Consider the following 22226-nt stretch of genomic DNA (forward strand, 5'->3'; position numbering starts at 1 on the left):
GCTAAAAAGCCCTCGAATGAGGGCTTTTTTATTGGGCTTATTTCTTTTTGAATAAATAAATCTGGAATTGGGCTTTTAACTCAAACTGATCTTTCTGTTCCAAAGCCTGACGACGTTCTGGCTTGGCTTTATAAGCATAAGGTGTCATGGCAATCAGATGCTTTAAATCTTCCTGTTGCAAGATAAAGGGCGCATCTACGATACTCTCCCCTACCAGCTCAAAAGCATCTTCCAGCTGAGCAACAAATTTATGTGGTTCATGCGGATTCACGTCTTCAAAAAGCGCCTCACGCATGGCATATAAATGCTCTGTTGCAGGCGTAACCACTATCAAATAGGCATGCGGTTTCAGTACCCGTAATATCTCCTGTTTTGGAATAGGGCTAAACAAGCTGGTACACAAGTCGATTGATGCATCTAAAACAGGTAATGTTGCACCCGTTCCAACCACCCAGGTCACATTTTTATTCAGCTTGGCTGCAACCTGAACTGCATTTTTGGCAATATCTACACCGACACATTGCAGCACTTCCGCCTGCATGGCATTGGTGTAATAACCTTCACCACAACCGATATCCAGCAGATTTTCAATGCGTAATTCGCGAATTTTTTCAACCACGGCCTGTTGTAAAGGGGCATAAAAACCTGCACTTAAAAATGCACGACGTGCTTGTACCGATTCAGGCGTATCACCCGGATTTTTACTGTGCTTATGCTGCACCACATGCAGGTTCACATAGCCTTGTTTTGCCACGTCATAACTGTGGTTATTCACACAGTGCCATGTTTTTTCGGTCAGTTTCAATGCTTCATGACAGACAGGACACATCAGCAGATTCATATTTTTCTCCAGTGCCTGAAATCAGGCGATAAAAAAGCCGGCAGATGTGGGAGCAAATGCCGGCTCTTTCGAATATTTGCTTAACGCAATTTTAAGGTCATTAAGCCTAAAACTACCAGCATAATTGTGATAATCCAGAAACGAATCACCACCTGGGTTTCACGCCAGCCTTTTTTCTCATAATGATGATGCAACGGCGCCATCAGGAAGACCCGCTTGTTACGCATGCGCAGTGAACCGATCTGCAAGAATACTGAAATGGCTTCTACCACAAAAACACCACCCATAATTGCAAATACGATTTCCTGACGAACCATGACTGCAATGGTACCTAGCATTGCACCTAAGGATAAGGCACCGACATCACCCATGAATACTTGCGCAGGATGTGCGTTATACCAAAGGAAAGCCAAGCCGGCACCAATCATTGCAGCGCAGATTACCACCAATTCAGAGGAATATTTCACATAAGGCATGTGTAGATAATTGGCAAAACGGACATCCCCGGCAAGGTAGGCAAACACGCCCAAACCTGCTGCAACCAGAACGATTGGCATAATTGCCAGACCATCCAGACCATCGGTCAGGTTGACCGCATTGGAGGCACCGTTAATCACCAAATAAGTAAAGATAATAAAACCAATTCCCAAAGGAATAACCGAGAATGGAATAGACAGATTTTTAAAGAACGGAATTAATAAATCCAGCATATTCGCGGTATGTACAGGATTGGCCTGCTGAGTAGCAATCACATACAGCGCAATACCGGCGCCTAATGATCCGACCGACGTCCAGAAGAATTTTTTTCGTGCAGGCAAGCCGGCATTGTCTTTATAACGGACTTTAATCCAGTCATCTGCCCAACCTACGGCACCAAAGATCACCATTACCCCAAGCACAATCCAGACATAAGGATTAGATAAGTCAGCCCAAAGCAAAGTTGATATCCCAATCGACAGCAGGATCAAAATCCCGCCCATGGTGGGTGTACCCATTTTTTTGGCATGACCTTCAGGAGCAAATGAACTGACTGCTTGGCCATATTTGAGTGCTTGTAGCTTACGGATCATCACTGGACCCAAAACCAGTCCAATAGTCAATGCAGTTAATACACTGAGCAAAGCACGTAGTGTTAAATAACGAACCACCTGAAACGAGCTGTTATAGCCCGCCAGTTGTTCAAATAGCCATAACAGCATTAAATTTTCTCCATCAAATCAGCCATCAATGTTTCCATGTGGGTATAACGAGAACCTTTAAACAGGAAACTCATGGATTGAGGTTGATGTGTTTCAATTAAACCAAGTAAGAAAGGAAGGGCTTGTGCCTGATTCAAAAAGGCCTGCAATTTTTTTCCATACTGGGTACTGCGCGCCCCTTCTTGGGTGGCTGGAGCAAATTCACCCACGGCAACCACGAAGTGAACGCCCTGTACCGAAACCAGGTCACGGCCCAACATATAGTGTTGCTGGGCTGCACTTGTGCCCAATTCACCAATATCGCCAATTACCATCACCTTGACACCTTCCTGCTGGGCAAGCACTTCTGCTGCTGCACGCATGGAAGTTGGATTGGCATTGTAAGTATCATCAATAAACAGATGCTTTTCAGTATGCATAAAGTTCAAACGACCTTTAGCACCCGTCGCCTGTTCCAGACCAATCACAATATCGTCCAGCGCAACACCAATCGCGAGCGCAAAAGCTGTCGCAGCAGTGGCATTCTGAACATTATGTTCACCGGCAAATGGCAGACTGATCTGACGCACACCTTGAGGGGTATTTAAAGTAAAACCGGAAGATTGTGCATGCAATTCAATGTCAGTTGAAAACACATCCCCACCCTGCCCGAAACTCAAAACTTTTTCGGTCTGTACTGCCTGGCGAATAGCTTCAGCAAAATCATCGGCTGCAGGAACGATAGACGTCCCTGTTGCGGCAATATGTGCATAAATTTCCGATTTAGCCCGGCAGATACCATCACGTCCGCCAAATTCACCCAAATGTGCCGTACCAATGTTGATAATCCCGGCAACATGCGGTTGCACCAGATTTGAGGTGTAGTCAATCTCACCCTGATGGCTCGCGCCAAGTTCCATGACCGCAAACTGATGTTCGGCACGCAGCTCAAGCAACATCATTGGCACACCCAAATCGTTATTCAGATTCCCACGGGTAATTAAGGTCGGTGCCAGACGCGATAAAATACTGCCCAGCATTTCCTTAGTGGTGGTTTTACCACTACTGCCGGTTAGCGCAATCACTTTCAACTGTGAATTTTGCGCACGGCGATAAGCTCCTAGATGTCCCAATGCCAGACGGGTATCAACGACAACCAGCTGACAAATATCAGCTGCTACCGGCTGGCTGACAATCGCAATTTCACAGCCATTGCCTGCCACTTGTGCCACAAAGTCATGCGCATCAAAACGCTCGCCTTGCAGGGCAAGAAATGCATCGCCTTGTTCGGCATAACGGGAATCTGTCAAAATTCGTTTGATTGCGCCTTGAGGCACTTTCTCATTTAACCAGTAACCCTGTGTGGCTTCAGCAAGCTGCGCTGCTGTCCATGGCTCTAAAGGTACTGTACTGGTAGTTGATGTATGCATGATGGTTTCCTATTGCGCAGGATAAGCTGAATCTGGTGTGTGATGCTGTGTGTCGATCGCGGATTGCACTTCAATCACATCATCAAACCAATGACGTACGCCATCAATTTCCTGATAGTTTTCATGCCCCTTGCCGGCAATGACCACAATGTCACCCGCCTGAGCCTGTTTCACTGCAAATTTAATCGCTTCACGGCGGTCATGAATTTCATGCACTGTATGTGCTGAAAAATCGATCCCAGCTTTCATATCGGCAAAAATCTGTTCTGGATTTTCGGTGCGCGGATTATCTGAAGTGATCAGTGCGACATCGGCATGATCCAAGGCAGCCTGGGTCATCAGCGGACGCTTGCCACGATCACGGTCGCCACCACAGCCAAAGACTGCCCATAAATTTTTCGATACATGGCGTTTTAAAGTGGTCAGCACCTGAATCAGGGCATCTGGCGTATGGGCATAATCCACCACAAACAGACGCTCGCCATCACGGATCACCTGCATACGACCTGGCGCACCTTTCAGTTGCGCTGCAACTGCAATCAAATCCGCCAGCTTAAAGCCTGCCTGCTCTGCAGCAATCAGACTTGCGACAATATTTTCGATATTAAAATGACCGAGCAATGGGCTATGCACTTCAAATTCACCCTGTGCCGTGCACAGTTTAAAGCAGGCACCACTTAAGCTATATTGAATATTTTCAACTTGATAGTCAGCTTTATGAGTGATTGAGTAAGTGAGGATTTTTGGTCGGGCTAGATTTGATTGTGCCGCCTCAATCATGACCTGTACATGCTCATCATCAATGTTGATAATCGCCACTTTTAAACTGGAAAATTTAAATAATCGCGACTTGGCTTCAGCATAGGCTTCAAGTGTACCGTGATAATCCAGATGATCACGACTTAAGTTGCTATACGCCGCAATTTCGATATCGCAACCATTCAAACGACCCTGTTCCAGACCGTGTGAGCTGGCTTCAATCGCAGCAAATTCAGCACCGGCCTGTGCATATTCATGTAATGCATTTTGCAACTGCAAAGCATCCAGAGTGGTATGCGAAGAAGCTTCCAGATTCGGCAAAATACCGTTACCGGTAGTTCCCATCACGGCGCATTTCTTGCCTTGCAACATCAACAGTTCCGCAATTAAACGCGAGATGGTGGTTTTACCGTTGGTTCCTGTCACCGCAATAATCTGTGCCGCCTGCACCGGCTGGCTGGCCTGCAAATACTGTTTTTGCCATTGTCCCATCAGCTGGCGAACTGTAGGCACCACAATACTGTTTTCCAGGCCTAACTCCGTTTCACTCACCACCGCCAAGGCACCACGTGCCAAAGCCGATTGTGCAAACTGCAGCGTTTTTTCAGGCTGAGAAAAACTAGTCAGGGCAATAAAAATTTGCCCTGCTTCAACTTTACGACTATCTAAACTAAAGCCACCGAATGGCTTGCTCATCCATCCAGCGGTTTTCTCAGTACTGTAGAGATCTTGAAATGTAATCGACATTCATCACCTGTTACTGGATTTTGGGAGTATCTAAAGGTTTATCTAAAGGCACGTTCATCAAACGTAATGATTCTTGCATCACCCGTGCAAACACAGGGGCTGCCACCAAACCACCGTAATATTGCCCTTTCGGATTTTCCACCACAATGACCATGGCCAAGCGTGGATCACTTACCGGTGCCATACCCGCAAACAATGCACGATATTCCGAGTCTGAATAGCCTTTACGGTCTGCACGTAATTTATGTGCTGTCCCGGTCTTACCCGCCACACGATAACCCGGAATATTGGCCTGCTGTGCTGTACCACCCGGTAAGGTCACCGCTTCCATCATCAATAGCACCTGTTCAGCAATTTTCGGATCGACAATTTGCTCGCCCTTAGGTGGCTGTTCCAGCTTATACAAGCTTAAAGGCACTTTTCTACCTTTATTGGCGATCATGGCATAGGCATCGGCAATTTGCAGTACGGTCGCGTTCAGACCATAACCATAGGCCATGGTACCCACTTCCGATACATTCCATTTGCTTGGCGGCAAAATCAGACCCGCACTTTCACCCGGGAATTTAACTGCGGAACGCTGTCCCATGCCCACACGTTTGTAAAATGTAGGCAAGGTTGCATAAGGCAGTGATAAGGCAATTTTTGCCACGCCAACATTGGAAGATTTCTGGATAATCCCGCCCAGGGTAAGTACGCCATAGTTATGAGTATCACGAATGGTATGGTTACCAATACGCATACTGCCCGGCGAAGTATTCACAATAGAGTTCGCGGTATATTTGCCACTTTCCAGTGCCATCGCCACAGTCAGCGGTTTCATGGTAGAACCCGGTTCGAATGAATCGACTGCACCGCGGTTACGCATGGCATCTTTATTGGTTAAACTTTTCTTATCGTTCGGGTTATAAGATGGCCAGCTGGTCATGGCCAGGATTTCACCGGTTTTAACATCTACAGCAATCGCAGTGGCAGAACGTGCATTATTGGCCACACCGGCAGCGGTCAATTCACGGTACAGAATATATTGCAGACGCGAATCGATACTTAAGGTGATATTTTCCCCTGCTTCCACTTCTTTGATAACTTCAGGATCTTTAAAACGGTTGCCTTTTTTATCACGCACAATTTGCTGTTCGCCATCATGACCAGACAACGCACTATTCAGCTGCATCTCCAGACCTTCAATCCCGGTCCCTTCACTATTGGTTAAACCAATAATCTGGGCATTCGGCTGCGGCTGCGGATAGTAACGTTTATAGTTTTTCTCGGTATAAACAGCTTGAAACTCACGTTTGGCAATCAGTTCAGCTTGCTGGGGTGGAATTTCTTTTTGCAGGACCAGATAACGTGAACGAGGCTTGTCGTTCATCTTCTTTTTCAACTCTGCACGATCGATGCCCACCGCATCGGCAAGTTCATCCAGATTGAGGTTTTTATCGGGTAACTGGCGTTTCAGTTTACGGTTATGAGGATCTTTGGCCAGCTCAGCCGTAATCTCATCAAACAGTTTTTTGGTTTCAAAATAGTCGCGCGGATCAATCACCACTTTCATGACCGGCGTACTAATGGCCAAGGGCACGCCATGACGATCATAGATCACGCCACGCATCGCCTTGACTTTTTCCGTTCTTAAAATGTTGGCATTGGCCTTGTTTTGCAAAAAGTCCTTGTTGATGACCTGTACATAGAATGCACGGCTCACCAAAGCCAAAAAGCATAGTAAAACCACACTCCACATCAGATAAAAACGCCACATATCTACGCTAAGGGCATTTTTCTCGGTAATCGGCTGCTGCTTTTTGCGTGTTGCCTGACTTGTTCTCTTGTCCACCATATTACAGCTAGCCTTATTTTTTATCTTCTGGAGTCATTGGTAAAGAAATTACAACCGTCTGCGCGGCAGGTGGCGAGTACATGCGCAATTGCGTTACCGCACGCGTGCCAATTTGCGCCGTTGCACCAAAGGTTTGTTGCTCAATCAGCAAACGCCCCCACTCTGCATTCAGATCATCCCTTTCCCGCATAAAAGAACTTAACTCGCGATAATCATGACGATATTCAAATACCTGGAATACCACCATCAATGCGCTAACAAAGACCAGTAGCAGCAAAACGATATAACTGATGATTTTTTTCATCGGCTTTTTACCGGTTTTCTTTTCAACAACTTCAGTTTTCATTATTCGCCTTTTGAAGCTAAGCGTTCTGCAACTCTAAGCCATGCACTACGCGAACGAGGGTTGGCTTTGACCTCTTCTTCACTGGCACGAACTCGGGAAATTTTCTTTAAACGACGGGTATCTTCCCGTTCTTGTGGCATACCCCAACTGGTATCTTCCGCTAAAGTCGATTCTTTTTGAATAAATTGTTTAATTAAACGGTCTTCCAGTGAATGGAAACTGATCACCGCCAAACGTCCCTCTGATTTTAAAACTTCCACAGCCTGTGGCAAGAAAGCTTCAATATCATCTAATTCTTTATTAATGGCAATACGGATGGCCTGAAAAGTTCGGGTTGCAGCATGTTTATTTTTTTCCCATTTCGGATGGGCAACTTTTACAATTTCAGCCAGTTGAGCGGTCGTTTCAATATAACCTGCCGCTTTAATGGCTTTGGCAATACGGCGGCTATAACGCTCTTCACCATACTTGAAAATCACATTGGCCAAAGCTTCTTCTTCAATATTGACTAACCATTCAGCCGCCGTGGGACCTTGCGAGTTATCCATACGCATATCTAGCGGCCCATCTTTCATAAAACTAAAACCACGTTCCGCCTGATCGAGTTGTGGCGAAGACACCCCTAAATCCGCCATCACCCCATCAACCTTGTCGATGCCCAAAGCTTCCAGTTCCTGTTTTAAATCGGCAAAGCTGGCATGGATAATTTTAAAACGTGAATCTTCCTGTGCTAATTCAGCCGCTGTTTCTAGCGCTTGCGGATCTTTATCAAAGGCATAGACGCGGGCATTTTCATCTAATTTAGACAGCAATAAACGGGTATGACCACCTCGACCAAAAGTGCCATCAACATAAATTCCTGTATTGCGATCTGCCAATAAGGCATCAACAGTTTCGTGAAGTAATACAGAAATATGCGACATAAGGGTTCAATCAATACTATGAAAAATGTAACTGCACATTATTACCTTGTTTTAACAAAGCTCCAAACGACTTTTTGTAGGGAAATATTACTTTTCATAGAGAAAACCGTTTTTGGTGATATTGCAGCAAGTTTTGCGCGATCTTTGCTGGGAAGGTATATTATTTTAAAAACTCCATTGTTCTATTTATTGTTTGTTAAAATTTGTCGCTCTAGTCATCAATTGATCAGCAGCTAAATAGAAATTTTTCTACTGTTCATTTCTTTGATCTAGCTTAGCGATTTGTTCTTTATTTAGGTCAAAATTACCGTTACTGCTCAGGGGGCAGTTGCCTTGCTGGCCTTGATTTATCTATCGATCATGAACCCAAATCACAATAAAAAAGCCAATCACAATGGATTGGCTTTTTTAGATCAAGCAGAATTAACGCTTGTTATTGTAAATCTGGTCGAAAATTGCACCATTCACAAAATGGGTCTGTTGCGCTTTAGCCCAGCCACCAAATACTTCATCGATAGTGAAGGTTTTTAGTTTAGGGAATTGAGCAGAGTATTTAGCCAGCACGTCCGGATTACGTGGACGGTAGTAGTATTTTGCCGCCATTTCCTGACCCAATGGTGAATACAAGTAGTTGATATAACCTTTGGCTAACCACTTGTTACCATCTTTCTCCACGTTTTTATCCACGATTGCAACTGATGGTTCAGTTAAGATCGACATGGAGGGATAAACAATTTCAAATTTGTTTTTGCCCAGGCTTTTTTGAGTCACTAAAGCTTCATTTTCCCAAGTCAATAACACATCGCCAATACCGCGTTCTGCAAAGGTGGTCATTGAAGCACGCGCAGCCGAGTCCATCACTTTGACATTGTGGTACATCTTGCCTACGAACTCTTTAGCTTTGGCGTCGTTACCACCCGGTTGTTTCAGCGCATAACCCCACGCAGATAAGTATACCCAACGTGGTAAACCACCTGTTTTAGGATTCGGGGTAATAATTTGCACACCCGGTTTGGTTAAATCAGACCAGTCTTTAATATGTTTGGGATTGCCTTTACGTACCATAAATACGATGGTTGAGGTATAAGGTGCAGAGTTATGCGGGAATTCTTTTTGCCAGCCCGGCTGGATTTGACCCGACTTGACGATTTCTTCAATATCGTTTGCCAAGGCCAAAGTTACGACATCAGCTTTTAAGCCATCAACCACAGAACGTGCCTGCTTGCCTGAGCCACCATGAGATTGCTTGAAATTCACACTACGCCCAGTGCGCTCTTTCCAGTAAGCACCAAAAGACTTGTTAAATTCATCATAAAATTCACGTGTTGCATCATAAGAGACATTTAGGAATTCACGGTCTGCCGCCTGAGCAGAAGTTGCAGTAAAAGCAATGCCCGTAGCAAGCAATGCTGCGCTGAGTAACGCTCTAAATTGAGTTTTCATTGCAATACAGATCAATTAGCTTCATTAATGCTAACTATATGAAATAAAGTCATAATTCGCAATTCATCAAATTTAGACATAACAGATTAAGATAAAAGGTTTTTCTACTTAATTCACTGTTTTAGATACAAAAATAGTGACAACATTATACTTATTTCATATATATAGATTTTTATGGATTAGATATAAAAAAAATGGATAATCTAGTTATCCATTTTCTCATTTTAATGTTTGATAATTTTTAGAATATTAATTCTTTTCGCTATAGATCTGGTCGAAGATGGCACCATTCACAAAATGAGTTTTCTGTGCCTTGGCCCAGCCACCAAACACATCTCCAATGGTAAACAGTTTGATTTTTGGAAATTGTGCTGCATATTTCGCAGCCGCCTGTGAATGACGAGGACGGAAGAAATGTTGTGCTGCCAGCTCTTGGCCTTTTGGTGAATACAGATAATTTAAATAACCTTTAGCCAAGTTGCGGTTACCATCCTTATCAACATTTTTATCGACAATTGCCACCGATGGCTCAGCCAAAATTGAAATGGAAGGATAGACAATCTGATATTTGTCTTTGCCTAGGCCTTGAGTCGCCAATAAGGCTTCATTTTCCCAAGACAACAGCACATCGCCAATACCACGCTCGGCAAAAGTGGTTAAAGAACCGCGTGCACCCGAATCCAGTACTTTTACATTGCCATAAAGCTTTTTAACCAGCTCGCGGGCTTTACTATCGTTACCACCCGGCTGTTTCAATGCATAGCCCCATGCCGACAGGTAAATCCAACGTGGTGCACCGCCGGTTTTTGGATTTGGCGTAATAATTTCCACACCCGGTTTGGTTAAATCGTTCCAGTCTTTAATATTTTTAGGATTACCCTTTCGTACCAAAAAAACCACGGTCGAGGTGTAAGGTGCAGAATTGTTCGGAAACTGCTTTTGCCAGTTTTTATGAATCAGGCCCGCTTTCACAATTTCATCAATATCGTTGGCTAGAGCCAAGGTCACGACATCAGCCTGCAAACCATCAATCACGGAACGTGCCTGCTTACCGGAGCCGCCATGGGATTGCTTAAAATTGATTTCTTGTCCGGTACGTTGTTTCCAATACGTCCCAAAGACCTGATTATATTCCTGATAAAATTCACGGGTCGGATCGTAAGAGACATTCAGGAAATCTTTCGCGGCGAAACTCTGTGCGCTTATGCCCCCCAGCAAGGCCAAAAAAGTAGAGACGATTATTTTTTTCATGTGTAACACTCTTCTTTAAGAATAAGGACACTATATGAATCAAGAATATTTTTAACAATCATAAACTTATAATATTTTATTGATTAAAAATCGATTTTAAAGATATCTATAAAAATACTTTAAAATGCACTTTTAGCACTAAAACCATCCCTAAAAAATCTCAAACTTGTTGTTTTTCATCATTCTTCATGTTGTCTCCATATTTTTTTGATACAAAGAGCCCAAGCTTTATAGGTATTTTATCATTTTGTAAAAAAGTGTGACCTAGTTCTACTTTTGTATTTTTTTGTGTGGTTAAATGGTGTCACACCACAGGATTAAAACAATATATAAAATTCCAGCACCAGAAGGGGAGATGTGGAAATGCGATATACAGCAATTATACAGGCGTTAAGTTTAAGTTTAAGTTTAGGGTTTATGGCTCAGCTGGGACATGCAGCTACAATTAAAGGTACCGAAGCCAAAGTGACTTTAAGCCCTGAAAAATCTTCATTGATTGAAAAAGCCTTGCAACAGCAAAAGCATGGGAGCAATACTTTACGTGCCGATAACGATTTAAAAATTCTGACCGAAATTAAAGTTGCACCGACTCAAAGCTTCTTTGCTGCCCAAAACCAGAAATTCAGCCGTTTTGTACAAGCGCTTTTCCCGCAAAACAACTCTTAATTCAGCAGCGAACTTCTTGCCCCTTTAGTGGTTCCCATCTAGCCTGATCATTTCAATGTTGAATTTAACATTAAGTGATTGGGCTTTTTCGTTATAATAGCTTCCATTCACATTCTGAAAATATTGGTTATGACTGTTCGTACTCGTATTGCACCTTCTCCTACTGGCTTTCCACACGTAGGCACTGCTTATATTGCCTTGTTTAACTTATGTTTTGCTAAACAGCATGGCGGTGAATTTATTCTTCGTATTGAAGATACCGATCAACTGCGCTCAACTCCTGAATCTGAAAAAATGATTTTAGATTCATTGCGCTGGTTAGGCTTAAATTGGTCAGAAGGTCCGGATGTGGGCGGTCCACATGCACCCTACCGTCAATCTGAACGTATGGGCATTTATAAGCAATATGCATTAGAACTGGTAGAAAAAGGGCATGCTTTTTACTGCTTCGCAACACCAGAAGAACTGGATCAAATGCGTGCTGAACAACAGGCACGTGGTGAAACACCGCGTTATGACGGACGAGGCTTACTGCTTTCTCAAGAAGAAGTTGAACGCCGTTTAGCTGCAGGCGAAGCACATGTGATTCGCATGAAAGTACCTGAAGAAGGGATTTGTAAAGTCAATGATTTACTGCGTGGGGTAGTTGAAATTCCTTGGGCCCAAGTCGACATGCAAGTCCTGCTTAAAACCGATGGTTTACCGACTTACCATCTTGCCAATGTCGTCGATGACCATCTGATGCAAATCACTCACGTTTTCCGTGGTGAGGAATGGTTACCATCTGCACCAAAACATCAGTTGCTCTACCAATACTTTGGCTGGGAAATGCCGGTACTGGGTCATATGCCATTGCTTCGTAATCCGGACAAATCAAAACTATCTAAACGTAAAAACCCAACTTCCATCAATTACTACAGGGACATCGGCGTATTACCGGAAGCCTTGTTGAACTATTTAGGCCGTATGGGCTGGTCAATGCCAGATGAACGTGAAAAATTCACTTTGGCAGAGATGATTGAGCACTTCGACATTAAACGTGTATCACTGGGTGGCCCAATCTTTGATGTGGAAAAACTCAACTGGCTGAATGGCCAATGGATTAAAGCACTCTCTCCTGCCGAGCTGTTAAATACTTTATTGGCATGGAAATCTGACCGCAATACCCTGGAAGACATTGCCGCTGCCATTCAGCCGCGTATCAACCTGCTTTCTGAAGCAGTGAATTGGGCCGGTTTCTATTTCAACCAGTTCCCAAGCATTAGCAAGGAACAGTTTGAAAGCAAGAAATTGACCGAAGAACAGGTTCGTCAAAGCTTGCAGTTCGCCATTTGGCGTCTGGAAAGTTTGTTCACCTGGAATAATGATACAGTCAGCCAAACCTTAATGGACTTGGCCAACCAGATGGAAGTTAAACTTCGTGATTTCATGCCGACTTTCTTTATTGCCATTGCCGGTTCAACCTCGTCGACTCCAGTCATGCAGTCTATGGTCACGATTGGTCCTGACTTAACTTTCGCACGTTTACGTCATGCACTTGAAATTGTCGGCGGTCCGAGTAAAAAAGAAGCAAAAGTATGGGAAAAACTCAATGAAAGCTTAAAATTGCCGAAAAATGATGCAGTTGATGAAGCATAATTGATTTTATAGTTGACGTGTAAGCGCAATAGCCCTAATATTGCGCTCACACAAACTGGGGTCATAGCTCAGTTGGTAGAGCGCTACAATGGCATTGTAGAGGTCAGGAGTTCGATCCTCCTTGACTCCACCAAAGTTTGCTGTTTTACCTGTGTTGCCTCAATTGTCCCTATCGTCTAGAGGCCTAGGACATCGCCCTTTCACGGCGGTAACCGGGGTTCGAATCCCCGTAGGGACGCCATATTCAAGATCACTATAATATATTTATGGTGATCTGATAAAAAACCCAAGCATTGTGACTTGGGTTTTTTATTGCCTCAATTTTGTCTAAACTTTTATTTGCGCTGTTTTTTGCTTTCTGTGTCATTCCGATTAAAATAAGCAATAGATTAAAATTATGGAGTTGTAATGCAATACCGTTGCCCCAAATGCCAAAGCCCTAAAATAATGCCTGTCGCTCAAGCCGGTAGCCCTGCAGTACGACCTGTAGTTCCTAAAAGCCTTGTCTTTCTTATTCCTGCTGTATTCATTTTATTACTGCTGGTTTTAATTAGCATTGCGATGTCGATTTTTGGCAATGGCGCAGGCTCTACCCTACAAACTGCAACTGTGGTGGTATTTATTATCTGCGTCATCGCCGGGTTCTTGTTTTACCGCGACCTGCCTGATTTTAAAATTTCCATGCAAGGCTTTATGCAGTCACAAAAAAAATGGAAATGTCGTGAATGTAATCACGAATGGGAAATCTAAAATAAATTTGATTTCACATCAGCTTCAATGTTGGTGCTGATGTGAATCTTCCTGATGATCTGAATGTTGCGCTGGATCACTCGCATTATGGCAATGTGAATGCGTCATACATTCGGTATCTTCAATCTGTAAAGTCATTTCTGTAATGCCATGTTGATGACTTAACATCTCCAGAGCTTGCTGATATAAGGCATGATGATCTGCCTGTGGTGCATAAAGATGTACCGTCAGATGGAGATTTTTGGAAGTAATGGCCCAAACCTTCAGTTGATGAATACTTTCTACATCCTGTAGGCTCAAAAGATCATTACGCAACTGTTCAATATCAATTTCCTCTGGCACCCCTTCCAGCAGAATATTGATACTTTGTTTAAGTAAAATCCAGGTTCTCGGCAACACCCAAAAACCAATCAGCACCGCAATGAGGGTGTCCACCCACATCCAGCCAGTGAAATAGATCACGGCCGCGCCAATAATCACCCCGATCGACCCCACCGCATCGCTTAAAACTTCCAGATAAGCACCTTTAACATTCAGGCTTTCTGCCGAGCTGGAAAACAGGATTTTCATGGCAATCAGGTTAATCACCAGACCAATCACAGCCACGCCCAGCATGCCCAGACTCTGAATTTCAGGGGGATGGCTAAAACGCTGATAAGCCTCGAACAGAATATACATCGCTACGACAAACAGCATCGAGGCATTAAACAGTGCCGCCAGAATTTCAAAACGCTGGTAACCAAAAGTTCTTTTATCATCGGCTGGCATTTTGCCAATTTTGATCGCCACCAAGGCAATGGCCAAGGCTGCCGCATCAGTAAACATGTGTGCCGCATCGGAAAGCAGCGCCAGACTTTGGGTGATAAAACCGGCAATGACTTCAATAATTAAAAAGGTACTGGTGAGTGCCAGGGCAAAGGTCAGCTTTTTGGCATTACCCTCTGTGACGATTGCATGGCTGTGATCATGCCCATGATGTTCACCCATGAATGGCTCCCATTTAATGAATGATAACTTTATTAGTCTTTAAAACAGCATAACAAGCCTACTCAATGTAATACCATTACACCAAGTAAAATTCACGCAAAGTAAAATTACAAATAATATTTTAAATTTCAAAGCTTAAGAACACGATATCAAGCCTAAATTTAAATTTGGGATCCCACACTCCATAATCAAAGAAAGAATCCACTTGTGACAAAAAATTTTAAATTTACGTAAAGCAATCATAAATTAACAATTCGATTACACTTATCTTTAATAAATGTTAAAAAATTCATCTACAAACATAGTTTTATAAATATATGTATTTATTTTTAAATAAAATTTATATTTATGTTAATAATTCGGTTTTTGATAAATATTTCGTGCTTTTCTTCACAAAAGCAGCTAGATTTTAAAAAGGTTGGATATCTAATCTAACATATGAAAATGAGGTGAATTATGATCATTCAGAATATAAAAAAGATCGTAAATTCTTGGTTGTATACTCTAAATTCCAATGGATATGGGATGCAGAATCTAGCACTTGAAGCTAACCGGGAGTATTCTCAAGGAGAATATTTCGAACAACTTGCTCGTCAGCATCATAAGGAAATTTTGCAACGTTCTAATTCCACTGGCACTGAGAGTGATCTTTCCGTACATAATAATCGTAATGCTATGTGGAATTTTTTAAGTGCAGCCTTACGTGGACATCGTGATGCCCAGTATAAATTAGGTATCAGCTATTTGAATGGATCATTAGGTCTTGATAAAAACTACACACTGGCAGAGGTATGGTTAAAAAAAGCTGCAAATCAGCGTCATCCAGAAGCTCGAAATACGCTGCTAAAAGCTTATAACCAAATTGCGTTTTCTTAAATCAACAATAAAAAAACCAGCCTTCGGGCTGGTTTTTTTAAACCTAAATTCAATTAGATTTAAAAATATTCTTTGCACTTTGTAGCAAGATCACTGTTCCCGACCAGTTGCAGAATTTTCCTAAGGTAGGCCAAACTCAAGATTCTTAGTGCTATTAAACTTTAATAAAAAATTTAATATAAATAATTAGTTACATGAGTTAATGCTTTCAAAATAGCTTCCTATTGAGCTAACTTACTCTTTTTTATCATTCATCCAGCGATAAATGACCGGTAAAATCAGCAAGGTCAGTAATGTGGATGACACAATTCCACCAATTACCACTGTTGCCAACGGACGCTGAACTTCAGCCCCCGTCCCTGTTGCCAAAGCCATCGGAATAAAACCCAAAGAGGCCACACAAGCCGTCATCAACACCGGTCTTAAACGTAGAATGGCTCCCTGCCATGTTGCCTGATAAATATCGAGTTGCTGACGTAATTCCTTAATAAAGGTCAGCATAACCAGACCATTTAAAACCGCCACGCCAGATAAGGCAATAAAGCCCACACCTGCCGACATTGACAATGGAATACCTCGTAACCACAAGGCAATTAAGCCGCCACACAGGGCAAAAGGTACACCTGTAAACACCAGCAAACTTTCCTTAAAATTATGAAAGACCGCCATCAGCAAGATAAAAATGGTCATCAGTGCCAAGGGAATCACCAGCTGCATTCGCACTTTGGCGGAGTTCAGATTTTCAAACTGCCCACCATAATCCAGCCAATAACCTGCAGGCATTTTCTGTTTGGCCAGTGAGGCTTGCAACTCCGTCACAAACGAGCCTAAATCCCGTCCTTCTACATTGGCAGTCACCACCACACGGCGTTTGCCATCTTCACGGCTCACCTGATTAATCCCGAGGATATTTTCGACTTTAGCGACATCCTGAAGCTGAATCAGACCGCCATTGGGTGTCTGTATCGGCAATAGCGCCAAATGTTCAGGTGTGCGTTGTGCATCATCCAGACGGATAACAAAATCGAAACGACGATCCCCCTGTAAAATCTGACCGACATTCTGTCCACCCACACTGGTTGCCACCAAGTCCTGAATGGCTTTCACAGAAAGTCCATACTGTGCTGCGGCAGCTTTATTCACGTCCACATTCAACAATGGCAAACCTGAAGTTTGCTCTACATTGACTGCTGTTGCACCTGAAATGGCTTTAATCTGCTGTGCAATACGGCTGGCTTGCTGATTCAGGACCTCCATATCATCACCAAAAATTTTCACCCCGACATCACTCCGTACGCCTGAAATCAACTCATTAAAACGCAGTTCAATCGGCTGTGAAAATTCACTGTTATTGCCCGGCAAGGTTGAAAGAAAGGCAATCATGCGCTGACGCAATTCATCAATGCTCTGTTGCGGATTTTTCCATTGCTCACGCGGTTTTAATAACACCGTCCCATCAGAAATATTCGGTGGCATTACATCGGTTGCCACTTCTGCGGTTCCTGTACGGGCAAAGATGGCTTTAATTTCAGGAAATTCTTTCAGCAACAACTTTTCAGTATTTTCCTGCATACGTAAAGACTGTTCCAGACCGGTACTGGGTGAACGCATTTGCTGAACTGCAAAATCCCCTTCACTTAAAGTCGGGGCAAATTCACTACCGATCCGTGTCGCCAAAATAGCTGTTAAAAATAGAATACATAGCGCAAGGGTGACGACAAAAAATTTAAAGTCATACGCCCTATTTAACAGCTTTTCATATTTCTGTTTCAGCCACAGCATCCAGCGGCTTTCGGTTTCCTTGACTTCACCTGTCACAAATAACGCCACCGCCGCAGGAACAAAACTCACCGACAGAATCATTGCGCCGACCAGGGCTAAAACTACGGTCATCGCCATCGGATGGAATAGTTTGGCTTCCACACCGGATAAGGCAAAAATCGGCAAATACACCACAAGGATAATCAATTGTCCAAAAATGAGTGGACGTCGTGCCTGTCTGGCGGCAAGAAAGACTTCGTTAAAGCGCTCGGATCTGGTCAATAGACGCCCTTTGGCATGTTGAGCCTCGGCCAGTCGACGAATACAGTTTTCAACAATCACCACCGCACCATCGACAATGATGCCGAAATCCAGTGCTCCCAGGCTCATCAGGTTGGCACTGATTTTCTGCTCCGCCATGCCTGCCAAGGTAAACAGCATCGACAATGGAATCACACAGGCAGTGATCAATGCAGCGCGAAAATTGCCTAAAAATAAAAACAGAATCACAATGACCAGAATTGCACCTTCGACCAGATTCTTCTGTACCGTAGCAATTGCACGTTCCACTAGGTTTGTGCGGTCATAGACCGTTTCAATCAGCACCCCTTTGGGTAAAGACTGCTGAATGGTTTTCACTTTGGCATCTACCGCTTTCGCCACAGTTCGGCTGTTTTCACCCATCATCATCATGGCAATGCCAAGTACCGCTTCCTCACCATTATAGGTGGCAGCCCCGGTGCGCAAATCATGCCCGATAGAAACCATTGCGACATCGGCTACCCGAATCGGGAAACCATTTTTGTTGGCAATGCTGACATTCTGAATGTCTTCAATACTGTTCAATGTGCCCGGAACGCGCACCGTCATTTGCTGACCATTGCTTTCAATAAAGCCGGCACCACGGTTTTCATTATTTTCCGCTAAAGCATTTTGTAAATCGGTCAATGGAATCTGCAATTGTTGCAGGCGATTCAGATCAGGCGTGGCCACATAGGTTTTGTTATATCCACCAATTGAATTGACCTCTGCCACACCTGCGACACGTTGCAGCTGCGGACGCACAATCCAGTCCTGAATTTCACGCAAATCCATAGCGGTATAGGCGCTACCATCCGGATTTTTCGCATTCGGTTCAGCCTTAATCACCCATTGATAAATCTCGCCCAGACCGGTCGAAACGGGCGACATGGTCGGGGCAATCTCATCTGGCAATTCTGGCTGTGCTTCCTGCAAGCGCTGGTTAATTTGTTGTCTGGCCCAATAAATATCGGTGCCATCTTTAAAAATAATGGTCACTTGCGATAGACCATAACGAGAAATGGAACGGGTTTGTTCCAGTTTCGGCAGCCCTGCCATCGCGTTTTCAATCGGATAAGTAATCCGTTGTTCAACCTCTAGTGCCGTAAAGCCTGTTGCCTGAGTATTAATCTGAACCTGGGTATTGGTAATGTCAGGTACCGCATCAATCGGCAATCTCTGATAAGCGTAAATCCCCACCCCGATCCAGGCGACAATAAACAACATCACCCAGATGGCATTTTGGATGGAAAACTGAATCAGCCGGTCAAACAGCCCTTCCGGCTTGGGCAACTGGTCCGGGTTGGGTTGATGAGGTGCTGATTGGTTTGCAGAGGAATCATTAATGCTCATGGCTGGCTTCCCCTTTCTCCAGTTCAGATTTCAACAGAAAGCTACCCTGTGCTGCATATTGCTGCCCTTGAGTCAGACCAGACTGCACTTCAACCCACTGATCATCTCCCGAGATTTGCCCGAGTAGCACAGGCTGCACGGTAAACTCGATTTTCTGATGGTGTTCCGATGCGACAAAAACCGCATCTTTGCCGTCTATTTTCTGTATGGCACTTTTCAAAACACGCAGTGCATGGGTCGCTCCTGCTTGTTGAAATTGTACATTGACCATCAAGTTGGGACGCAGTTCTGAAGCTTTGGACAGCACTTTGGCACGTACCTGTAAACGGCCTGTAAGTACATCCGCCTCACTGTTCAGACTTAAAATCTGTGCTTTAAAAACATTGCCGGTTTGCAGCGATTTAAATTCAATCTGCTGATTCGGGGCAATCGCGGCAAATTCAGAGCTTGGGGCAATAAATTCAAGCCATAGCTGATCTAGCTGGTCGATGGTAAACAGTTGATCGGCAAGTTGAACATTCTCCCCCAACACTAGGTCTTTTTTACTCACCAATCCTGAAATTGGTGCAGTCAGCACGTAGCGACCGTTTGAAGCAGAGGCTGCACCCAAAGCAGATAACCGCGATTTTGTTGCCTGTAGCTGAATCTGTGCCTGTTTATAGGCATTGTAGGCACGCTGATAATCCTGTTTGGCTGAAATACCCTGTGACCACAACTGACGTTCCCGTTCATAGTCCTGACGTGCCAGTTCCAGATTAGTTTGCACAATTTGCAGATTGGCCTGTTGATCGACCAAATCCGGCACCAGTAAAGTGGCTAAAGCCTGCCCTTTTTTTACCTGCTGCCCCAGTTCCACATGGACTGCTTCTACATGACCACTGAAAGCAGGTGATATATGTACCTGACGATCTGTATTCACAATGATTTTTGCCGGATAAGAGCTCGATTTAATTACTGCACCCATCTCTACTTTAGCCAGCTGCACACCCTGTTCGGCCATTTGTTTGGTACTCAGGCTTAGCGCTTCCGAATGCTCTTCTCCCCCTTCAGCATGACTTTCTTCTGCTTCAGCATGTCCTTCGTCTCCATGTCCTTGTTCTGCATGTCCTTGTTCTTTTACAGGCTGTTTTTTTGCTGAAATGAACAGTCCCAAGGCAATCAGTGCTGTGAGCATAAGGGCGATCACAATCAACAGGCTTTGGGAAACTTTGCCCTTTTGAGGCTTTGCATTATTTTTTAAATTCAACATGTTAATTTCCCCCACCCATCACTGGTAAAGCCTGTGTGTCTTGCCATAAATTTTGATTGATCTGCGCAATGGCATCCTTTGCCATGACCTGGCCTGGCTCAATACCCAGACTTAAACTTTCTGCCTCTACCGCACGTTGCCACCCCTCTTTCAGCAACTGCACCTTACGCATGCGCACTTCCTGCAATTGCAAAGTTGCCTGCTGTACATCGGTCACTGCAAATTTCCCGGCACTAAAACCGATTAATGTTTTATGTTGCACCTGTGTCGCAAGTGGAATCTGAGATTGATCCACCGCCTTAAATTGCACTTCCAGGCCCTGTAATTCAGTCAACAGGCTTCCGATCTGCAAGGCATTTTGTCTTAAATAGAATTGCTGCTGTTTCGCCAATAAATTCTGCTTGGCCTGGACAATCTGTACCCCATATTGCTGACGGTTAAAAATATTCAAAGGAATGGACACACCCACAACCACCGCATTTTCTGTGGATGTTTCAGGAGATTGGGTTCGGTTCATCCCTACATTGACGGTGGGATTGGGCCGAGCGGATGCCTTGAGCTGGTCAACCGTCGCTTTGGCTTCCAACAGCTGTAACTGGCGGGATTTTTCAAACAGATTTTCAGCCAGATACTGCTGAACTTGCTGATGCGTAGAAGAGGGCCATAAGGACTGCGGCGACAAACCGATACGAATGGATTTATCCGCTTCTCCCCAAAGATTCGATAATTGCTGAGTCGCAACCTGTAACTGTAAATCTGACTGTCGATATAAACGGACATTTTCTGCATGGCTTAGCCGGGCACGGTCTACATCAACCTGTGCCACACTGCCCACCTGATAACGCTTTTGAATGGCATTCAGGTTCTCGTTACTGACCTGTAGCTGTTCCTGAACCACATTGTGTTCCAGCTCAAAAATAGCCAGTTGCGACCACAGATATTTGACGGCCAGTTCAAGCTGGGCCTGATAAATTTTCTGTTTTAAATCGGTCTGTGCTTGTGTAATCCGGGCCAATTGCTGATTGGCCTTACGCTGACCAAAAACATCCAGGGGCTGAGAGATGGCAATGGAAAGTTCTTTTTCCTGATCTGAGGCAAAGCCCTTTTGCGCTACAGACAACGCTGGATTTACCCAGAGTCTGGACTGTTTGATATTTGCTACAGCAATCTGCTGCCGGGTTTGCCATAGCTCCTGCGACTGCTGATACTGCCGGGTTTGCTGAATTGCTTGCTGCAAAGTCAGCTGAGCCTGCCCTGAAGCCGCATAAACAGCAGATGAAAACATCCCCATCAACAGCGTGCCCATAAGCGACAGCCGAAATGCAGAATGTTGCTTTCTTGATGAAAGACTTAAATATTTAGACATAGTGATGCCCCACTTAATTCAATAATGAGTGGTGGGCCATGTTTTCGGCTACCCCACCTTATAGCGGGGTCGGTACGGGCGGTGGATTGAGCAGATATAAATGCGGTGACTGATACCAGTTGTTCCAGTCGGTATATTGAGTCGCAGAATAAACGGTAAATGGCGGTAACTGCGTATCCAGAGGAACATCTACAACCATAAACTGGGCAAATGATGGCAAATGATCACTGTGATCATCCTGAATATTATTCAGAAAATCCGAAGAGAAAAAGCGATCAGAATGCGATGCAGTCTTTGAATGAATAGCCTGATTTTCAGCATGTGATGCAAGATGATGACCAAAATGGGGCTGAATATTTTGAATGTCGCTCCTGTTCAGCTTTTCATGCACACAAAATGCCGCCGCCACGTTCCATAAACTCTGGAACATGAACAAACTGAGCAAGACAGTAATGAAAACACCTGAACGCTTCAAAGCAGACATACATCATTTAAAATTTAAATGGACTATAGCAATCTATCCAG

General features: G+C 44.1%; 18 protein-coding genes and 2 tRNA genes. 6 read left to right on the plus strand and 14 right to left on the minus strand.

From position 1 onward, the window contains the following. Nucleotides 1-37: 37 nt before the first annotated feature. The 9 genes from B9T29_RS03335 to B9T29_RS03375 form a co-directional block, all read right to left on the minus strand. Nucleotides 38-841, minus strand: a complete 804-nt coding sequence (locus B9T29_RS03335) for a putative RNA methyltransferase (protein ID WP_086174561.1) — start codon at nucleotides 839-841, stop codon at nucleotides 38-40. Nucleotides 842-921: 80 nt separating this feature from the next. Beyond that, complete coding sequence (gene mraY / locus B9T29_RS03340; RefSeq protein ID WP_086174562.1) at nucleotides 922-2040, minus strand: phospho-N-acetylmuramoyl-pentapeptide-transferase; 1119 nt, start codon at nucleotides 2038-2040, stop codon at nucleotides 922-924. Then, nucleotides 2040-3449, minus strand: a complete 1410-nt coding sequence (locus B9T29_RS03345; protein ID WP_086174563.1) for a UDP-N-acetylmuramoyl-tripeptide--D-alanyl-D-alanine ligase — start codon at nucleotides 3447-3449, stop codon at nucleotides 2040-2042. The genes mraY and B9T29_RS03345 overlap by 1 nt, the downstream gene beginning before the upstream one ends. Nucleotides 3450-3458: 9 nt before the next feature. Further along, nucleotides 3459-4955 carry a UDP-N-acetylmuramoyl-L-alanyl-D-glutamate--2,6-diaminopimelate ligase gene (locus tag B9T29_RS03350; RefSeq protein ID WP_086174564.1) on the minus strand — a complete coding sequence of 499 codons (1497 nt, stop codon included), beginning with the start codon at nucleotides 4953-4955 and terminating at the stop codon, nucleotides 3459-3461. Between the two features lie 10 nt (nucleotides 4956-4965). Continuing rightward, entirely contained in the window at nucleotides 4966-6792 is a 1827-nt protein-coding gene (gene ftsI / locus B9T29_RS03355; protein WP_086174565.1) for a penicillin-binding protein PBP3, read from the minus strand. Nucleotides 6793-6805: 13 nt separating this feature from the next. After that, the gene (gene ftsL / locus B9T29_RS03360; protein ID WP_086174566.1) at nucleotides 6806-7138 is read right to left on the minus strand and encodes a cell division protein FtsL; all 333 of its coding nucleotides are present in this window, start codon (nucleotides 7136-7138) and stop codon (nucleotides 6806-6808) included. Then, entirely contained in the window at nucleotides 7138-8061 is a 924-nt protein-coding gene (rsmH, locus tag B9T29_RS03365; RefSeq protein ID WP_086174567.1) for a 16S rRNA (cytosine(1402)-N(4))-methyltransferase RsmH, read from the minus strand. The genes ftsL and rsmH overlap by 1 nt, the downstream gene beginning before the upstream one ends. Nucleotides 8062-8484: 423 nt before the next feature. Then, complete coding sequence (locus tag B9T29_RS03370) at nucleotides 8485-9504, minus strand: sulfate ABC transporter substrate-binding protein (protein WP_086174568.1); 1020 nt, start codon at nucleotides 9502-9504, stop codon at nucleotides 8485-8487. 249 nt (nucleotides 9505-9753) lie between these two features. Then, nucleotides 9754-10755 carry a sulfate ABC transporter substrate-binding protein gene (locus B9T29_RS03375; RefSeq protein ID WP_086174569.1) on the minus strand — a complete coding sequence of 334 codons (1002 nt, stop codon included), beginning with the start codon at nucleotides 10753-10755 and terminating at the stop codon, nucleotides 9754-9756. A 363-nt stretch (nucleotides 10756-11118) separates the two neighbouring features. On the opposite strand from B9T29_RS03375, the gene B9T29_RS03380 reads away from it, so the two are divergent. From B9T29_RS03380 to B9T29_RS03400, 5 genes are all read left to right on the plus strand, one after another. Continuing rightward, entirely contained in the window at nucleotides 11119-11421 is a 303-nt protein-coding gene (locus B9T29_RS03380; RefSeq protein ID WP_086174570.1) for a hypothetical protein, read from the plus strand. A 129-nt stretch (nucleotides 11422-11550) separates the two neighbouring features. Continuing rightward, on the plus strand, nucleotides 11551-13059 hold the full coding sequence (gene gltX, locus B9T29_RS03385; protein ID WP_086174571.1) for a glutamate--tRNA ligase: 1509 nt from the start codon (nucleotides 11551-11553) through the stop codon (nucleotides 13057-13059). 57 nt (nucleotides 13060-13116) lie between these two features. Further along, nucleotides 13117-13192 (plus strand) — tRNA-Ala (locus tag B9T29_RS03390). 32 nt (nucleotides 13193-13224) lie between these two features. After that, a tRNA-Glu gene (locus tag B9T29_RS03395) sits at nucleotides 13225-13300 on the plus strand. Nucleotides 13301-13467: 167 nt separating this feature from the next. After that, nucleotides 13468-13809: a hypothetical protein gene (locus tag B9T29_RS03400; protein ID WP_086174572.1), complete on the plus strand. Its 342-nt coding sequence runs from the start codon at nucleotides 13468-13470 to the stop codon at nucleotides 13807-13809. A gap of 24 nt (nucleotides 13810-13833) precedes the next feature. Here B9T29_RS03400 and B9T29_RS03405 read toward each other — a convergent pair whose 3' ends face one another. After that, nucleotides 13834-14796: a cation diffusion facilitator family transporter gene (locus B9T29_RS03405; RefSeq protein WP_086174573.1), complete on the minus strand. Its 963-nt coding sequence runs from the start codon at nucleotides 14794-14796 to the stop codon at nucleotides 13834-13836. Between the two features lie 456 nt (nucleotides 14797-15252). On the opposite strand from B9T29_RS03405, the gene B9T29_RS03410 reads away from it, so the two are divergent. Beyond that, nucleotides 15253-15672 (plus strand): tetratricopeptide repeat protein, encoded by a 420-nt coding sequence (locus tag B9T29_RS03410; RefSeq protein WP_086174574.1) that lies wholly within the window; start codon nucleotides 15253-15255, stop codon nucleotides 15670-15672. Nucleotides 15673-15906: 234 nt separating this feature from the next. On the opposite strand, the gene B9T29_RS03415 is transcribed toward B9T29_RS03410, so the two are convergent. From B9T29_RS03415 to B9T29_RS03430, 4 genes are read right to left on the minus strand one after another with little or no spacing between them, the layout of a single operon-like run. Beyond that, entirely contained in the window at nucleotides 15907-19086 is a 3180-nt protein-coding gene (locus B9T29_RS03415) for an efflux RND transporter permease subunit (protein ID WP_086174575.1), read from the minus strand. Beyond that, nucleotides 19076-20335: an efflux RND transporter periplasmic adaptor subunit gene (locus tag B9T29_RS03420; RefSeq protein ID WP_086174576.1), complete on the minus strand. Its 1260-nt coding sequence runs from the start codon at nucleotides 20333-20335 to the stop codon at nucleotides 19076-19078. The genes B9T29_RS03415 and B9T29_RS03420 overlap by 11 nt, the downstream gene beginning before the upstream one ends. Nucleotide 20336: 1 nt before the next feature. Next, the gene (locus tag B9T29_RS03425) at nucleotides 20337-21701 is read right to left on the minus strand and encodes a TolC family protein (RefSeq protein WP_086174577.1); all 1365 of its coding nucleotides are present in this window, start codon (nucleotides 21699-21701) and stop codon (nucleotides 20337-20339) included. Between the two features lie 58 nt (nucleotides 21702-21759). Continuing rightward, complete coding sequence (locus tag B9T29_RS03430; protein ID WP_171263963.1) at nucleotides 21760-22185, minus strand: cation efflux protein, CzcI-like; 426 nt, start codon at nucleotides 22183-22185, stop codon at nucleotides 21760-21762. Nucleotides 22186-22226 lie beyond the last annotated feature (41 nt).

This window comes from Acinetobacter sp. ANC 3903 (genome assembly GCF_002135315.1).
Taxonomy (GTDB): domain Bacteria; phylum Pseudomonadota; class Gammaproteobacteria; order Pseudomonadales; family Moraxellaceae; genus Acinetobacter.

What these genes read in the sequence shown, in the direction of transcription:
- B9T29_RS03335 (WP_086174561.1), bottom strand. Translation starts at nt 841, where the DNA reads ATGAATCTGCTGATGTGTCCTGTCTGTCATGAAGCATTGAAACTGACC.
- mraY (WP_086174562.1), bottom strand. Translation starts at nt 2,040, where the DNA reads ATGCTGTTATGGCTATTTGAACAACTGGCGGGCTATAACAGCTCGTTT.
- B9T29_RS03345 (WP_086174563.1), bottom strand. Translation starts at nt 3,449, where the DNA reads ATGCATACATCAACTACCAGTACAGTACCTTTAGAGCCATGGACAGCA.
- B9T29_RS03350 (WP_086174564.1), bottom strand. Translation starts at nt 4,955, where the DNA reads ATGTCGATTACATTTCAAGATCTCTACAGTACTGAGAAAACCGCTGGA.
- ftsI (WP_086174565.1), bottom strand. Translation starts at nt 6,792, where the DNA reads ATGGTGGACAAGAGAACAAGTCAGGCAACACGCAAAAAGCAGCAGCCG.
- ftsL (WP_086174566.1), bottom strand. Translation starts at nt 7,138, where the DNA reads ATGAAAACTGAAGTTGTTGAAAAGAAAACCGGTAAAAAGCCGATGAAA.
- rsmH (WP_086174567.1), bottom strand. Translation starts at nt 8,061, where the DNA reads ATGTCGCATATTTCTGTATTACTTCACGAAACTGTTGATGCCTTATTG.
- B9T29_RS03370 (WP_086174568.1), bottom strand. Translation starts at nt 9,504, where the DNA reads ATGAAAACTCAATTTAGAGCGTTACTCAGCGCAGCATTGCTTGCTACG.
- B9T29_RS03375 (WP_086174569.1), bottom strand. Translation starts at nt 10,755, where the DNA reads ATGAAAAAAATAATCGTCTCTACTTTTTTGGCCTTGCTGGGGGGCATA.
- B9T29_RS03380 (WP_086174570.1), top strand. Translation starts at nt 11,119, where the DNA reads ATGCGATATACAGCAATTATACAGGCGTTAAGTTTAAGTTTAAGTTTA.
- gltX (WP_086174571.1), top strand. Translation starts at nt 11,551, where the DNA reads ATGACTGTTCGTACTCGTATTGCACCTTCTCCTACTGGCTTTCCACAC.
- B9T29_RS03400 (WP_086174572.1), top strand. Translation starts at nt 13,468, where the DNA reads ATGCAATACCGTTGCCCCAAATGCCAAAGCCCTAAAATAATGCCTGTC.
- B9T29_RS03405 (WP_086174573.1), bottom strand. Translation starts at nt 14,796, where the DNA reads ATGGGTGAACATCATGGGCATGATCACAGCCATGCAATCGTCACAGAG.
- B9T29_RS03410 (WP_086174574.1), top strand. Translation starts at nt 15,253, where the DNA reads ATGATCATTCAGAATATAAAAAAGATCGTAAATTCTTGGTTGTATACT.
- B9T29_RS03415 (WP_086174575.1), bottom strand. Translation starts at nt 19,086, where the DNA reads ATGAGCATTAATGATTCCTCTGCAAACCAATCAGCACCTCATCAACCC.
- B9T29_RS03420 (WP_086174576.1), bottom strand. Translation starts at nt 20,335, where the DNA reads ATGTTGAATTTAAAAAATAATGCAAAGCCTCAAAAGGGCAAAGTTTCC.
- B9T29_RS03425 (WP_086174577.1), bottom strand. Translation starts at nt 21,701, where the DNA reads ATGTCTAAATATTTAAGTCTTTCATCAAGAAAGCAACATTCTGCATTT.
- B9T29_RS03430 (WP_171263963.1), bottom strand. Translation starts at nt 22,185, where the DNA reads ATGTCTGCTTTGAAGCGTTCAGGTGTTTTCATTACTGTCTTGCTCAGT.